At 61.4% G+C, this 14,026-nt stretch carries 11 protein-coding genes and 1 pseudogene; 4 read left to right on the plus strand and 8 right to left on the minus strand.

The window, feature by feature from the left end; translation table 11 throughout:
• Positions 1 to 94: 94 nt before the first annotated feature.
• From QQL28_RS43650 to QQL28_RS43685, 7 genes and pseudogenes are all read right to left on the minus strand, one after another.
• Positions 95 to 1,429, minus strand: a complete 1,335-nt coding sequence (locus tag QQL28_RS43650; protein ID WP_284275863.1) for a TAXI family TRAP transporter solute-binding subunit — start codon at positions 1,427 to 1,429, stop codon at positions 95 to 97.
• Between the two features lie 94 nt (positions 1,430 to 1,523).
• The gene (locus tag QQL28_RS43655; RefSeq protein WP_284275865.1) at positions 1,524 to 2,669 is read right to left on the minus strand and encodes an HlyD family secretion protein; all 1,146 of its coding nucleotides are present in this window, start codon (positions 2,667 to 2,669) and stop codon (positions 1,524 to 1,526) included.
• Between the two features lie 184 nt (positions 2,670 to 2,853).
• Positions 2,854 to 3,183: pseudogene (locus QQL28_RS43660) on the minus strand (DUF3302 domain-containing protein); the annotation flags it as partial.
• A gap of 286 nt (positions 3,184 to 3,469) precedes the next feature.
• Complete coding sequence (locus tag QQL28_RS43665) at positions 3,470 to 4,009, minus strand: hypothetical protein (protein ID WP_284275867.1); 540 nt, start codon at positions 4,007 to 4,009, stop codon at positions 3,470 to 3,472.
• 355 nt (positions 4,010 to 4,364) lie between these two features.
• A complete protein-coding gene (locus QQL28_RS43670) occupies positions 4,365 to 4,691 on the minus strand; it encodes a hypothetical protein (RefSeq protein ID WP_284275869.1) in 327 nt (108 codons plus the stop codon).
• A gap of 167 nt (positions 4,692 to 4,858) precedes the next feature.
• Positions 4,859 to 5,611 carry an outer membrane protein gene (locus QQL28_RS43675; protein WP_284275871.1) on the minus strand — a complete coding sequence of 251 codons (753 nt, stop codon included), beginning with the start codon at positions 5,609 to 5,611 and terminating at the stop codon, positions 4,859 to 4,861.
• A gap of 768 nt (positions 5,612 to 6,379) precedes the next feature.
• A complete protein-coding gene (locus QQL28_RS43685) occupies positions 6,380 to 6,895 on the minus strand; it encodes a Spy/CpxP family protein refolding chaperone (RefSeq protein ID WP_284275875.1) in 516 nt (171 codons plus the stop codon).
• Positions 6,896 to 7,072: 177 nt separating this feature from the next.
• Here QQL28_RS43685 and QQL28_RS43690 point away from each other — a divergent pair, with 177 nt between their 5' ends.
• Both QQL28_RS43690 and QQL28_RS43695 read left to right on the plus strand, forming a co-directional pair.
• Positions 7,073 to 7,786 (plus strand): MarC family protein, encoded by a 714-nt coding sequence (locus QQL28_RS43690; protein ID WP_284275877.1) that lies wholly within the window; start codon positions 7,073 to 7,075, stop codon positions 7,784 to 7,786.
• Between the two features lie 224 nt (positions 7,787 to 8,010).
• Complete coding sequence (locus QQL28_RS43695; RefSeq protein WP_284275879.1) at positions 8,011 to 8,418, plus strand: hypothetical protein; 408 nt, start codon at positions 8,011 to 8,013, stop codon at positions 8,416 to 8,418.
• 110 nt (positions 8,419 to 8,528) lie between these two features.
• Here the strand turns inward: QQL28_RS43695 and QQL28_RS43700 are convergent, their stop codons facing one another.
• Complete coding sequence (locus QQL28_RS43700) at positions 8,529 to 9,608, minus strand: zinc-binding alcohol dehydrogenase family protein (RefSeq protein WP_284275881.1); 1,080 nt, start codon at positions 9,606 to 9,608, stop codon at positions 8,529 to 8,531.
• A gap of 110 nt (positions 9,609 to 9,718) precedes the next feature.
• On the opposite strand from QQL28_RS43700, the gene QQL28_RS43705 reads away from it, so the two are divergent.
• Positions 9,719 to 10,576, plus strand: a complete 858-nt coding sequence (locus QQL28_RS43705; RefSeq protein WP_284275883.1) for a helix-turn-helix transcriptional regulator — start codon at positions 9,719 to 9,721, stop codon at positions 10,574 to 10,576.
• A 187-nt stretch (positions 10,577 to 10,763) separates the two neighbouring features.
• The gene (locus QQL28_RS43710) at positions 10,764 to 13,985 is read left to right on the plus strand and encodes an ATP-binding protein (protein ID WP_284275885.1); all 3,222 of its coding nucleotides are present in this window, start codon (positions 10,764 to 10,766) and stop codon (positions 13,983 to 13,985) included.
• Positions 13,986 to 14,026: the final 41 nt, after the last annotated feature.

The following is a 14,026-nucleotide window of genomic DNA, read 5'->3' on the forward strand; positions in this document are numbered from 1 at the left end:
CAAGGTCGGCGAACTCCTCGATATCTTCTCCAAAGAGGAATGCGCCAACTATCTCAAAAATTCAGGCTATGTTTCCGTATAAAAACATCATGCTCTAGCCGCGGGCTCGCGCGGTGAGCGCCGCCCTACGATCATGTATCAGGTTCTCGAGGCGGTGGGCCGCGACATTTAGGGTGGCGGCATCGAGGGCGTTTTCATCCTCGTTCGCCCGGGCACGCTGCGCGCGCAACACGTCGTCGATCTGAGTCTCGATTGCCGACAATTCTGCTTCATTCTCCGCGTGCCTAATTCTTTGTCCCAGCGCATAGAGTGAATCCAGCGCCGGTTCCCTCGGCTTGAGATCGCCAGATCGAAGAAACTGCCAGGCCGCCGCGAGGACCGTGGCAAGCGCGCCGAGCGCCATTGGCGCCAGGAAGATGGCGTTGCTCCACTTGTCCAGGAAAGACAGCTGACTCCCGTTGTAGAACTCCGCGGCGCCCGGATGAACGGGAAGATAGGCGCCAGCGTCAGTATCGGGCGCCTTGAACTGTGCCAGGATCGGGAATTCGCCTACCACGTCTCTGCGCGCGCTCGTCAACGCTTGCGTGAAACTGGCAATCATATCGTTGTCGAGGCTCTTCTTGCCAACCAGGTAGAAGGAAACTTGCAGCGTGGTCACATCGTCTTCGGGGATGGGAGGGGATCCGCGCAACGTCCCCTTCGGGATGTCGAAGCTTTCGTAAGCGCGCTCCTTTTCGGCAATTGCCCCCGCGTTCTCGATCGGGATCAGGACCGGAGCGGTCTTCGGGTTTTGTGGGAATAGCCCTCGTACCAGCGATAGGTATTTGTCGCTCAGCGGCATGACGAGGAGGACGGCACGTATCTCTTTGGTGTCAAGCGCACGGCGGACCTGGTCGAGCGCAACACTCTTGAATGCGACGTTGGCACGGTCAAGGTCATATGCCTTTCTCAATACGCTGACGATCTTCTGATTGGTCTCGCCTGCAACCACCCCGACTGTCGTACGCTTCAGGCCGGCCATGTCCGTGATCGCCGATCCCGGCGGCGCAACAAGCAGCGCCACGGCCTGGGCCAGGACGACGATGGCTTGTGCCTGAGAGAGGTCGCCGACATCTCCGCGGACGACAGCAAGGTCCGTCTTGCCGGACGAAAACGCATCCGCGGACTCAATGAGGCCGCTGGTCTCAACCACCTTCAGCCGCACCGGCGCGTTGTTGACGGCGAGCCTGCTCGCGAGCGCCGATACAATTTTGGGGGCGTCGCCGTCAAACGACCCGACCGCGATCGATAGCGTCACCGGCCGGACGTACCAGCGGTACGCAAACAGGCTGGCGCCCGCGGCCAGCAGTGTCAGCGCCAGGACGACGACAATGCGAAGCCAGATCGGCAGCCTGGCACTATCAATGCGAATTCTCGACAGGTCATCCATAATGCAATGCAGCCTTCCACACCGACGGCCGATCCTCGCAGTCAAGAACTGGCGATCGATCGAAGTCAGTTACTCGAACAGCTCGGCGCGTTTTCTAGATGCTTTCGGGGAAGACGTAATTCTGCCAGCTGCGCATCCGCAAAAGAATCTTTCGCAACAACGAGAGCTCGTGAACATGCTCGGTGTAGATGGCGGCTTCGCCTGCCGAACCGAGCGGCACCTGGTAACCGGACACGTCATCGACGATGTCAAGGACCGCCAGAGCCCGGTCTCCGGGCAGTGGCCCCCCGACATTCACAAGCGTGCCAGTGCTTTGAAGCTGGCCACCTGCAATCGCATCGATCACGAGACGGACCTTGGCCTTGAATACGCGACCTGGTATGGCCTTGAACAGAACCTCGGCCTCATCGCCGGCACGAACGCGCTGCAGGGCGTTCTGCTGGAATGCCGCCGCCAAAGCCCGGTCCCTTTGGCTGTCATTGACGAAAATCATGGCTGGACGGAAGGGGGCCGGGACCACGTACACGCCCGGCCGCAGTGCCAGCTCAGTGACAAAGCCGCCCGTCGGGGCCCGAACGACGGTCTGGTCCAGGTCGTATTGAGCATCGGCAAGCTCGTTGCGTAATCGTACGATGACCGAGTGCTCACCGTCGACCAACGCGCCATACGCTTGCCGCGCACGATCTTCCGCTGCTAGGGCCTCTGCCGTCGCCTGCCTTGACGTCTCCAGATTGCGCGTTGCCGTGTCGAGCGTTGCCTGTGCGACGACGTTCTTCTGGAATAGCGTCGACTGAGCGTCGTAGTTTTCCTGCGCGAGTTGAAGTTGGGCCTTTGCCTTTGCGGTCGCCGCCGCGGCTTGATCGACCGATGCCTTGAGCTGGGCGACATTGGCCTCCGCGTCCGCCAGCCCCGCTCGCTTCTCCTGGACGACATATTCGTAAGGCTTCGGATCAATCTTGAACAGGACTTCTCCAGCTTCGAGGTGCTGGTTGGTACGATCCTCGACCGGCACTTCGATCACGCGGCCTTTAACGGAAGGCAATATCGGCGTAACGGTGAAGTAGATGCGCGCGTTGGTCGAGAACGGATGGTTGTAGGCCATCGTTATGAACAGCAGCGCAAGGCCGAAGATGCCACCGAGCGCTGCTGTCGTGAGCGTCCATTGATTGACCGGAATTCTGAAGATCTTGAAGACGGCGACGCAGAGTGCGACGTAGGTCAGTGTCAGCAATATTTCCATCACTGGCCTCCCGGTCGAAGTTTTGAGAGTGCATCGGCTATCGCCGAGCACCTCGGCTCTCCGCAGCTGCCACTTCTGTCGTCGGAGCGTTCTCTTCGACGGCGGAACCGAACGATCCTGGCGAGTCGATTGCAGGCCGATGCTGTCCTTTACTCAGGTGACCCGCTCGATCATCGTTCAGGACCTTGGCCTCGACCTCCGCCATTCGACGCCTGAGCTCCTCCAGTTCAGCCACCGCCTCCTGTGGCGAGGCCGGCCCGCCCGGCTTTTGGCCGAAACCCCAGCCTCGATCCGGCCGATACATCATTGCCCAAATCCAGAGGAACGGCCACAGCAGGTGCAGCATGAACAAGCTGATCCAACCCGCGGCATGGATCGCGTCCTGGTGCGGATGATGACGTGCGTGCGCGATCCGGGCCGGAATGTCGTGGATCGCAATGATGCCGTAGACCAGCACGATCACCACGAAAAACAGCAAACCCAGTGCGAAATAGTTCAGGAATGGATCTTCCATGCCGTTCTCATATTGGACCGACTGGACACCTCGGCCCAGAAGCCCTCACGCGCATGTCTGGGCACCCTTGTCCTGAGAAGTGCGTGCACCACTTGCAAGTCTTCTCCCGAAACGTCCGGCATGCTTGATCTAGATCAAACATCGCCGCCGACGCTGACGGAAGCGGCGTGTTCGATCTCGCGGCGTGAACGTCGATGCGACGAGTTGCCTGGCGTTGCAGTCCCAAGGATCGTCAAAGAGGAGGCGGCTCTCGAGCCGCCCCTGTTGTCGCATCCACGCTCAATCTCTACTGACAGACGTGCATCAAGCCATCAGCGCCTTTGACCATGGTGCCGGGATCGCAGACAATGCCGTAGCGCGCCTTGTAGTCGGCCCATCCGCTAACTCCATACCAAGGGCCATTCGCGGGGTAGGCCCTCTGGAGATAGAAGGGACTGGTTTCGATCGGACCGCCATAATAGGCGTTCGCAGCCAATGCTCCGCTGCCCACATATGGCCTGCCACCCCAGTTCCAGGGTTGTGTGGCAGCGACGGCGGCGGTCGTGCCGACAACGGCTGCCGTGCCAGCCGCACCTGCAATACCGGCGTAGTTGGTCGCCATCGGGCCCGCCATGCCGGCCGCGTTGTACCCGTAAGCAGCCCGCCGGTTTTGCCGGCGTGCAACACCCGCAACGCTCACGGGGGTCAACGGACGGCCGACGCGCGCCTGGGCACTCTCGATCGACAGCGAGACTCCGCTTTGTTCAGACCAGGCGAAGGAGAGCAATACTGCACATGTAACGGTCGAGGTTGCTATCGCGGCCTTTCTTACATTCATCTGCATCATGGTTCTCACTCCACTGTTTCCTGCCCAGCTTCGACGATGCGACCTCACGGTCAGAGAGGACGTTGCGACAGATCAAGGTTTCTTCACATTGTCGTGCCTGGATGAGGCAACGAGGCTGACGCGCTTGCAGCGTTGCTAAGAGACGTCAGCTTCCTCGTCCGTTCGATTGGAGCCCTAAGGAGTAGAAGGCTCCGGTGGCGCTTGCGCGCCACCCAGGCCAGGCAGTGCCACTGGACGGGTTATGGTTTGGAAGCGCCGAGGACTTTCTCGGCATGTCCGTGCACGTCGCGGTCCGCAAGCTGAGTGACGTCGCTGATCAGTGCGAGAGATAGAAGGGACAAACGCGCCCACATCGTCAATCGCGCACTGCTCCAATCGGTACCGTCCCTTCGCATCCGGCGGCGCTGCCCTCAAGGACGCGAACAAACGCCGTTCGATGGCCGCTGCCGAGAACTTCGATCTTGCTGCCCTGCGGCGCTTTGCACGTCAGCAGGGGCGCAAGAAGGCTATCATCGCGAGACGCGGTGGCTTTCAGGCGGTTGAAGCGGCTGAGCGCTTCTGCGTCCTTGAACACCAGAACCGTCGGGGCGTTGTTGCGCAAAACCTTCGCTTCGCTGCAGGGCACCGCCGTGATCGCTATCAGAGTGGCGAGAGAGAAAAGCTGTTTCGAGAACCCAAACATTGCGCCTGTCTTTCCGGTTCGATCGAACTGGGCGCTTCTTCATCATCGAACGGCGCCTCCAAGGAGTTGGGATACGCCCTGGAGGGCAGCTCGATCAAACGCGGCGAGCGACAAAGACGGCCCCGGGCAGATGCCCGGAGCCAGGTTGGTGGGTCGTTGGGATTCGACTAGTAACGTGCGGTGACCGGTGTCGTGTAACCGCCGAAGCGGTAGTTGAAGCGCACAGTGACCATGTCGACGTCTTGGCTGACCCGGTCGTTGAGTATGCCGGCGAGGCGTGGATCAGTCACGGAGAAGGAGTTGTTCGCATGCCCCATCCAGAGATGGTCGTATTCAAGACCAACCGACCAATTCGGTGTGAAGCCATACTCAAAGCCGACACCCACGGTGCCGCCCCAGCGCGTGTTACTTGCCGAGAACAGACCGACGCCGGTGGTGTTGTCGAATATAGTCAGGTTATTACCAGTCACGGCCGCGCCGCCCTTCACGTAGAGCAGTGCCGCGTTCCACGCCCATCCGATCTGGCCAGTGAAGAGGCCGATGCCGTCAGTTTTCGCTGTGGTTGAAATCGTCGGATCAAGCAGGCTGACGCGCGTGTTCTTGATGTCGGCCCAATCGCCCTGCGCTTCCAATCCAAACACGAACTGATTGGTTTGCCAGCGATAGCCGATCTGTCCGCCGACAACGCCTCCCGAACGATCGCCGCAACCGCTCGCGATCGTTCCTGCAGCGGTGATGAAATCCACGCAATTGTGGCTTTGACCCCATCCGCCATTACCACCGATGTAAAAGCCGCTCCAGTTGTAGATCGCCACGACCGGGGCCGGTGGCGGTGCCTTGACGGCCATATCGGCTGCCGATGCAGGTGCAGCTAAGCCCAATGCCGCGATGCCGAAACCGGCCAACAAAAGTTTCTTCATGTGATTGTCTCCACGTCCCCAATCATAATCTTCGTTTTTTCGACCGGCGACCGCATGTGCACGTTTGCGTGCATAACTTCTGATTCCAGCCGATGGTAGAAACCTTAGTGGCGAGCGTTTCAAAGCCCCGTAACAAAATGGCAACACTCAAGCGCAATCGGAAAGGGCGCCGTGCGTGCAGTGTTCAATCGTTGTCAGGAAGAGTCGGCTGAGTCCTCATGACCTTCGATAAGCCACATCGGGACGTGGCTCGACGAGATATGCCGCCTCGGGAGATGGGGATTGATCGTGCCTGCGGAAACGATCAATCCTTCGTCCAGTTTTGAGCGCACAAAACTCTTGGCCTCGCCTTCGGTCGCAAATGTCCTGGTTTCGCGCGGGCTTCGCCTTTTGGGCAGCACACTGCGAGGACGACTCTCAAACGTGACGTACCAAGTTGGCGGCATCTCACTTGGGCTCCGAATGCGTCAATTCGATCGGCATTCCAGACAAGGAGCCAGGAGTAGCTTTGACCTAGGTCAAGCTCGGCTCGATCGATCGCAAGCGTCAGCGGATCGGTCATGGACACCGGAAGTAGGTGGATGAGCCTCAAGCCTCTCACTACCGTACTTGTCCTCGAGGACACATCCCCGATCATCCAACCTTGTCATGGCGGGCGAGGTTGAAGTCCTGGGGATGTCGACCTTGACACAAAGCAGACATCGCCCAGGCTTCGGGTCAGTTAGCACGTACGCTCCGTCATGCGGCATGTGAATCGAACGACTTGCTTCAGTCCTCGTCCTCAGCCTGCGCACGGCGGCGTTCCACGACATCACTCATGTCGTGAAGGACAAAGATCGCAAGGGCCGCCATGCGCTGTCTCTGTTCGGGATTGAGCGTTTTGTAGAGTGGCTGCCACGCCTCGGCGAGTCTATCCAAATCGGCGGATCGTTGAGCCAATGCTTCCGATCGTCGTTGCAAGAAGGCGATGGGGTCTCGATTGCGCAGGGTCTCGGCAGTATTTTGGTCGGCCCGTCTGCCCACTGTTTCCGAGATTTTTGCAACGCGGGCTTTCCGGTCCTCCGCTCTGGCGCGAATGGCGCTCTCTACAGCCGGCCAGAGCTTTTCCTGGTCAGGTGTTAGCTGCAATGCGGCCTTCACCAGATCGATCCGCATGTCTGTCAGGGTATTCCTGTCCGCTGCATTCAGGCGCTCTGAAGTCGCAGGGGAGGGAGCTTGCGCGTTGGCAATCGACGATGCGGTAACGAGGAGTGCGGTTGTTCCGACCATTATTAATCTGATCATCGGCAATCTCCTAGGTAAGTGGCCCCCAGGCACCGCGCAAACAACGTCAGCGCTGTGAGATCGCGTTGATTCAAATCAAAGGACCTGGAGAATGATTCTTGGCGCGCAGGCACATACCTGCGACATGTCCGTTCTTGCGCCAGCTGAGCGCTCGCTATGACATGCTATGATGTTTCGATGAAACGGCTCGCAGCCATAATTGCCGCCACGTTAGTGCCCGTTGCGGCTGCCGCCCAGAGCACAGGCGTCCTCACCACCCGACGCCCACTCACGTGGGGCATGATTTTTGCGCTGCTTTTCCTGATGCTCGGTCCGATCAAGCTGCTCGGCCCTTTCGCTGCCGCCACCAAGGACTGTGACAGCATCTTCCGCCGCCGGCTGGCCACTCGTGCCTTTCTGTTCTCACTCGCCGCTGTGACTATCGCCGCCGGCCTCGGCAAGCAGATGCTCGACAACTTCGCCATCCCCGTGCTGGTGCTGCAGATCGCCGCCGGCATGATTCTTTTCCTTGTCGCGCTGCAGGCGGTCATGCAGCAATACAAACCCGCCTCATCCGAACCCACCGAGCCCATAACTCTTGCGCTCGCCTTTTCTCCGCTCGCCTTCCCTACAATCGTTACCCCCTACGGCATAGCGGCGGTCACCATCCTCATCAGCTTGAGCCCCACCACGGAGGCCAGCCTGATGCTAACCGGGGTCGTCTACTTCATACTGTTTTTGGATTGGCTCGCCATGTTGGCCGCGCACACTATCGTTCGTTGGAGTGGCCCATTGCTGCTGCTCCTCGGTGTCATACTTGGCGTCAACCAGGTGGCGCTTGGTCTGCAACTCATGCTTGGAGGGATAGAAGGCCTTATTGCTCAAGGCGCATTTACGCCCTCGGCAAATTGACCAGTGGGCGACCGGGACATGGCTACTGACGTGTCTTGTACCCTAGGACAATTGCATCCTTAGAGTGGGTAGCGCGTGATTGAGCATGCTCGGTCTTGTCTTCCCAACTCCCCGGGAGCCGTTTGCGTCTCGGCTCGGGGCTGTTGCCGAGCAGAGTTTGCTTTGTTGAGATGGCGACGCGTTGCTGCTCGCCGTTTGCGATTGTCAGGGAAGGAGAAACACCAATGTTGCGTAATGTAATCGCAGGTCTCGCGGCCGCCCTCGTCGTGGGCGTGGCCTTCATTCCCGATGACGCACTCGCTTACCGCGGTGGCGGTGCCCGTGTTGGCGGAGGAGGGGTTCGCGCGGCAGGCGTCCGAGGAGGGGCTGTTGGCGTTGCGGGCCGTGGCGTGGCCTATCGCGGCGCGGCCTATCGAGGTGCTGCGTATCGCGGGACGGCTTATCGTGGAGTTGCCTATCGTGGCGGGTACTATCCTTATCGCAGAGCGGCAGTCGGTGCCGCTGCAGTAGGAGCAGCGGCAGCCGGCGCCGCCGCTTACGGGTACTACAACAACAGCTACGGCTACTACGGCGGTTACAACAACGGCTGCTACCAAGACGCATACGGCAATTGGGTCTGCCGGCAATACTAGCTTAGGTTACGGCGTGCCGGATTGATCGCCCGGCAAGACCAACCGCGTGCCCACGAGAGCAGGCAGCGTCCAAGCGTTGGAGGGCGGCGCGGGCCGGCGCGTGGGCCGGGCTACGGCCGGATCACCGTCATCCTGAACGGACCGCCGTTCGCCGCGGCATGGTCGATGGCCTCGTTGGCGTGGTCGAGATCGAACGCTGTCACCTCATACTCGTCGAGCCGCAATAGCTCGGCGCGCACCAGGGCGATCAGGCGGACCGCCGCATCCGGCGGATACATCCAGACGCCGTGGATGGTGACGCAATTGCGCATGATCCAGGGGTAGGGCAGCTCGAGCCCCGCGCCACCGGCCATGCCGACGCCGCCCATCAGCACGACGCGGCCGTAGGCGCGCACCGTCATGATCGCCGCGCGCACCACCGTGGGACTGACCGAGGGCGGCATGATGTCGAACACGCAATCGATCGGGCCGGGTGCGGCGCGCTTCATCTGCTCGCGATCGTCGGTCTCGTTGCCGGAGAGTTTTACCGGTCTGACGCGCGGGCCGAAGCGTCGCACGAGATCGGCGAGAATTGTCTCGTTGCGCCCGGGCGCCACCACGCAGGCCGCGCCCATGGCGAGCGCCACGGCTACGGCGGCGCTGCCGAAATTGCCGGTGGCGCCGCTGACCAGCACGGTCTCGCCGGGCTTGAGGCCGGCGGCGAGGAAGCCGCCATAGGGCACGAGCATGGTGCCGAGCGCGCACCATCGCGCGGCCTCGACGGTGGTGATTTCGCCGAGCCGCTTCACGTTCTCCGTCGGCACACGCATCTGCTCGGCGAACGAGCCGTGACGGAAGTGCTTTTGCAGCTTCATGCCGCCGGGACCGGCGGCAGTGAGTCCTTGCAGGGCGATATCGGGGGCAACGGCGTCGTCGCGCGAGCGCACCGTCGGGTCGCAGAACACCCAGTCGCCGATCGCGAGCTTGGTCGCGTCCGGGCCGATCGCGCGCACGCGGCCGATGCCGCCGGGGCCGGGGACGACCGGCAGGTCAAGCGCATAGTTGCGCTCGCCGCTGAAGACCTCATTCATGTAGGACAGCACGCGGGTGGCGACGACGTCGACGATGACTTCGCCGGTGCCGAGCACGGGAGCAGGGACATCCTCGATGACGAGCGGTGTTCCCAGGGATTTGAGGACGGCGGCTTTCATGATGTTCACCTCATATGCGGGTGAGGTGCATATGCGCCAGCCTTGAAAGCGCATGAAGGCCTGGTATTATCCTGGTATTCCAAGGACCCTCCATAGGCGAAGGCGAGATCATGGCCGACCCCCGACGTGTCGAATTCGGCGACTTCCTGCGCTCGCGCCGCGAGAAGCTGACGCCAAAATCCGTCGGCCTTCCGTTGGGCCGCCGGCGGCGCACCGCGGGGCTGCGGCGCGAGGAGGTCGCGCAGCTCGCGGGGATCGGTGTCGACTGGTACATCCGCCTCGAGCAGGGCCGCACCGTGAGCCCGTCGGTCACCACGATCGATGCGCTGGCCCGCGCGCTGCGGCTTTCCAGGACCGAGCATGCGCATCTGAAGGCGCTGGCGCGCGATGGCGACAAGCGCGCATTCGTGCGCGAGATCGTGCCGCCGCCCATTCGACGGATGCTCGAGAGCCTGAAACAGCCGGCCTACATCACGGGACGGCGCTGGGACGTGTTGGCCTGGAACGACGCGGCCGAGGAGATTTTTGCGTTCGGGCGGCTGCCTGGGGAGGATCGCAACACGCTGCTGCTCATGATGACCAACAAGCAGACGCGAAAATCCTATGGCGCGAGCTGGACGGACGTAGCCAAGGGCATGGTCGCGATGTTTCGCGCGACCCACGACGTCTGGGCCGGCGATCCCGCTTTTGCGGAATTGCTGGCGCGGCTGCGGCAGGGCAGTCCGGAATTCGTCAAATGGTGGGGAGCGCATGAGATCCGCAGCACTGTCTCGGGCCGCAAGACCATGAACCATCCCACCAAGGGCGTGCTTCATTTCGAGCACACGAGTTTTCAGGCCAATGACGATCCCGCGCTGAAGCTCGTCATCTACACGCCGGTCCGAGGGTGTAAGCTCCCAAGGGCCAAGCGTCAGCTTCTGAGGGCCGAGCGGAGATGGGGCGATCAGTCAGAACGATGCCGATTTTGACGGCCGGGAAGCACTGGCATTCCAAGGCGGAATTTGACGCAGATTGCGCTGTACGGCTGCGAGCACATGGTGTTCAATTCCTGGAACTGTCTGCCCGAGAACGAGCCGCTCGGCAGTCTCGACCGGATGCGGCTCGCCGTCTATCTTGCCTCGCCGCAGGTACGGCGGAAAATGAAAATGGTGGGTCATGAGCAGCCAGCCGAAGCCCGATCGTTCGGGCGGACTTCAGCAGACGCAGGCGCCACCGAATGTCGAGAATGAAGCTCTGCATGCCGAGCGCCGGCAGCTTACCGTGGCATTTATCGACATCGTCGGTTCGACACCCCTGAGCGAGCGGATCGATCCCGAGGAGTTCTTCGCGGTTATCAGAACGTATCGCGATATCTGCGACGAGCAGATTCGCCGCTACGGCGGTCATATCGCCAGAATGATTGGCGACGGGTTGCTCGCATTTTTTGGTGTCCCGCAAGCGCATGAAAATGATCCTGAACGCGCGGTCCGCGCCTCTCTGGCGATTGTCGCGGCGATCAAGGAACACAAGTTTCAGCTGTCGGACGGTAGCTTCGTTCGCCTGGGCGTGCGCATCGGAGTGAACACCGGGGTGGTCGTCGTCGGCAGCGTGCCCGGCGAACCCCCGGATCGACGGGAAGTGTTCGGCAGCTCGGCACATATCGCTGCCCGCCTGCAAGGACTTGCCAGTGAGAACAGTGTCGTGGTCGGCTCGCGCACTCACGAGCTGACCCGCGGAACATTCAGCTATGTGCCGCTTGGCCAGCGCCCTCTCAAGGGCGTGGAGGAGCCGGTCGAGGCCTGGCGTGCAGAGGCGCTTGCGTCCAGCGAAAGCAGGTTCGACCGCGCGCGGAGGGCGCCTCTTGCCCCGATGATAAACCGGACCAGCGAAAGTGCCTTGCTGGCCGAGATGTGGCAGCAGAGTCTCGCCGGGTCGGGGCAGGTCGGCGTCATTTCCGGTGAACCCGGCATCGGCAAGTCACGTTTGATCCGCCAGTTTCGCAGTTCCCTTGATGCGTCTCCACGTGATGTTCTGTCGCTGCAATGTTCGCCATTCCACGTCAACACGCCGCTTGCCCCGGAAATCGAGCGGCTCAGGCGCGCGACCGGCATCCAGGAAACGGACGACGCGGAACTCGCACTGGCAAAATTGCGTTCGCTTTTGGCAAGGGCCGTCACCGATATCGAGCCGGCGCTTCGTTACTACGGCGCGGTGCTGTCGATACCCGCATGCTCGGGATACGAGCCCGCGGATTTCGGATCTCCCTCCGAGCGCGAGCGTGCCTTTCAAGTGTTCGTCGATGCTCTTCTCGCCGCCTCGCGCAAGCGGCCGATCCTCGGAATCGTCGAGGACGTCCAGTGGATTGACCCGACCACCATCGAATTGCTGGTCCGCGTGATAGCTCAATGTCCTGGCGAGCGGGTCATGGTCCTGATCACGCATCGCGATGACTACAGGCCCGACTGGTTGTCGAGCCCGGCAATTCGACGGATTGCTCTGCAAAAGCTGGCGGCACATGAATGCGAGCAGATGGTCGCAGCCGTCGCGGGCAGCGATTTGGTACCGCGCCGGATCACCAGCCAGATCGTGGAAAGAACCGACGGCGTGCCACTCTTTGTCGAGGAGTTTACGCGGGCCGTCGTCGATTCCGGTGCGGTCCCGCTGGCCGCTGAGAGCCCTGTGCCGAGCGGGAAGTTGCCGCCTCTGGTGCCGGCAAGTATTCAAGATTCACTGATGGAGCGCCTTGATCGCCTCGGTCCTGCCAAACGCGTCGCCCAGATCGCCTCTGTTCTCGGGAGGCGATTCAACTATGAAGGCATTTCCAGCGTGCTTCCAGGTAGAGGCGAAACGCTGAAAGACTCGTTGCGGGCACTCGAGAGAGCCGGGATTGTGTATCGTAGCGAGGAGTCTCAAGGCACGGTCTTCACGTTCAAGCACGCGATGATACAGGAAGTCGCCTACTCCTCCTTACTCATGGAGGAGAGGCGTGAGCTCCATGCGCGCGTCGCATCGTGGCTGCTCCAGGAAGCCGCCATTGGAGAAAGCAGCCAGCCGGCGGTGTTAGGCTATCATTATGCACGCGCAGGCAACATTCCCGAAGCGATCGAAGCGTGGCTTCAGGCGGGCAAATCCGCGCTCCGCAGTTCTGCCACCAAGGAGGCCGTCGCCCATCTTCGCGAGGGCCTCTCACTGATACCGAAGCTGCCCGCGTCACCACAGCGCTTCGAGGTCGAAATCGCCCTGCAATCCAATTTGGCGATGGCGTACACGGCCAACGCCGGGTGGTCCGATCCGAACGTGTATGGCCCCTACGCTCGTGCACTCAAGCTTTGCGAGAGCCATGGCACCATTCGCGAGAAGGCGACGGTGCTGTGGGGAAGTACCATAGCCACGCTAGTCAACTGCGAGCTGACCAAGGGCCTCGAACACGCGCAAGATTTCGTCCGGCGGGCGGAAGAGTGGCGCGACGACGAGGCCGTCCTCATGGCCTACACCGCTGCCGTGATCGCCAATTTCTTTCTCGGTCGTTTGGAGCAGGCGAGTGAGCTCGCGGCTCTGGTCAGCGCTCGCTACAATCCGCGTGAGCACAGCAAGCTGGTCCAGATTTATCAGCATGATCCATTGATCGTATCGCTCGTCTACTCCGGACACATTGAATGGTTGTTGGGCCGGCCAGGCCGGGCCAGAGAGTGCTGCGTGACGGCGCGGCAGCTCGCGAACGAGATCGGGCATCCGTTCATGCTGGCCTTCGCCTCCATTCTCGGCGTCTCCGATCACTGGTATGAGGGCGACCTTGCGGCCAACCTGGCCAGCGTAAAGCGCGGTCTGAAGATCGCCGATGAGTATGGCTATCCGATGTACGGGGTCATCGGCCCATTGTGGGCGACCGCTGCGTTGGCGGCACGAGGCCCCGCGCCGGAAGTGCTCGAACAATTATGCGGCCTGCTCGACAAGCTACCCGCCGAGAATCGGTGCATTCAGATGCCGCTCTATCGGATTCTTCTCGCCACGGAGTTCGGACGGATTGGGCAGATCGAAAGGGCGCGAAGCCTGGCTGCTTCGGCGGAGTCCCTCGTGAAGCGAACCGGCGAGCGCTGGGCGGCTCCCGAGATCTTGCGGATCCACGGCTCGCTGCTGTGTCAGGACCCATTGCGAGACGACCGCGCGGCCATGGGCCTGTTCAAACGCTCGCTTACCTCCGCGAGGAAGCTGGGGGCGGTCGGTTGGGAGTTGCGCACGGCCATCAGCATCGCACGATTGGTCAGCGCCGGTGAGAGCGTATCCAGACGTGCCGAAGCGCGAGACCTGCTGATCTCGACCCGGGCGAAATTTGCGTTCGCGGAAACGTCCCGCGATCTGCGCGAGGCTGATGACCTGGTCGAACTGCTGAACCGGTAAATCACGCCTTACGAGAGCCGCCGGATGACGTTGGCCCTGGT

The sequence above is a fragment of the Bradyrhizobium iriomotense genome, from assembly GCF_030160715.1.
In the GTDB taxonomy this organism is placed as follows: Bacteria; Pseudomonadota; Alphaproteobacteria; order Rhizobiales; family Xanthobacteraceae; genus Bradyrhizobium; species Bradyrhizobium iriomotense.

Bases quoted from the DNA above. Each gene is read 5' to 3' on its own strand.
- QQL28_RS43650 (WP_284275863.1), bottom strand. From the start codon at position 1,429: ATGGATGACCTGTCGAGAATTCGCATTGATAGTGCCAGGCTGCCGATC.
- QQL28_RS43655 (WP_284275865.1), bottom strand. From the start codon at position 2,669: ATGGAAATATTGCTGACACTGACCTACGTCGCACTCTGCGTCGCCGTC.
- QQL28_RS43665 (WP_284275867.1), bottom strand. From the start codon at position 4,009: ATGATGCAGATGAATGTAAGAAAGGCCGCGATAGCAACCTCGACCGTT.
- QQL28_RS43670 (WP_284275869.1), bottom strand. From the start codon at position 4,691: ATGTTTGGGTTCTCGAAACAGCTTTTCTCTCTCGCCACTCTGATAGCG.
- QQL28_RS43675 (WP_284275871.1), bottom strand. From the start codon at position 5,611: ATGAAGAAACTTTTGTTGGCCGGTTTCGGCATCGCGGCATTGGGCTTA.
- QQL28_RS43685 (WP_284275875.1), bottom strand. From the start codon at position 6,895: ATGATCAGATTAATAATGGTCGGAACAACCGCACTCCTCGTTACCGCA.
- QQL28_RS43690 (WP_284275877.1), top strand. From the start codon at position 7,073: ATGAAACGGCTCGCAGCCATAATTGCCGCCACGTTAGTGCCCGTTGCG.
- QQL28_RS43695 (WP_284275879.1), top strand. From the start codon at position 8,011: ATGTTGCGTAATGTAATCGCAGGTCTCGCGGCCGCCCTCGTCGTGGGC.
- QQL28_RS43700 (WP_284275881.1), bottom strand. From the start codon at position 9,608: ATGAAAGCCGCCGTCCTCAAATCCCTGGGAACACCGCTCGTCATCGAG.
- QQL28_RS43705 (WP_284275883.1), top strand. From the start codon at position 9,719: ATGGCCGACCCCCGACGTGTCGAATTCGGCGACTTCCTGCGCTCGCGC.
- QQL28_RS43710 (WP_284275885.1), top strand. From the start codon at position 10,764: ATGAGCAGCCAGCCGAAGCCCGATCGTTCGGGCGGACTTCAGCAGACG.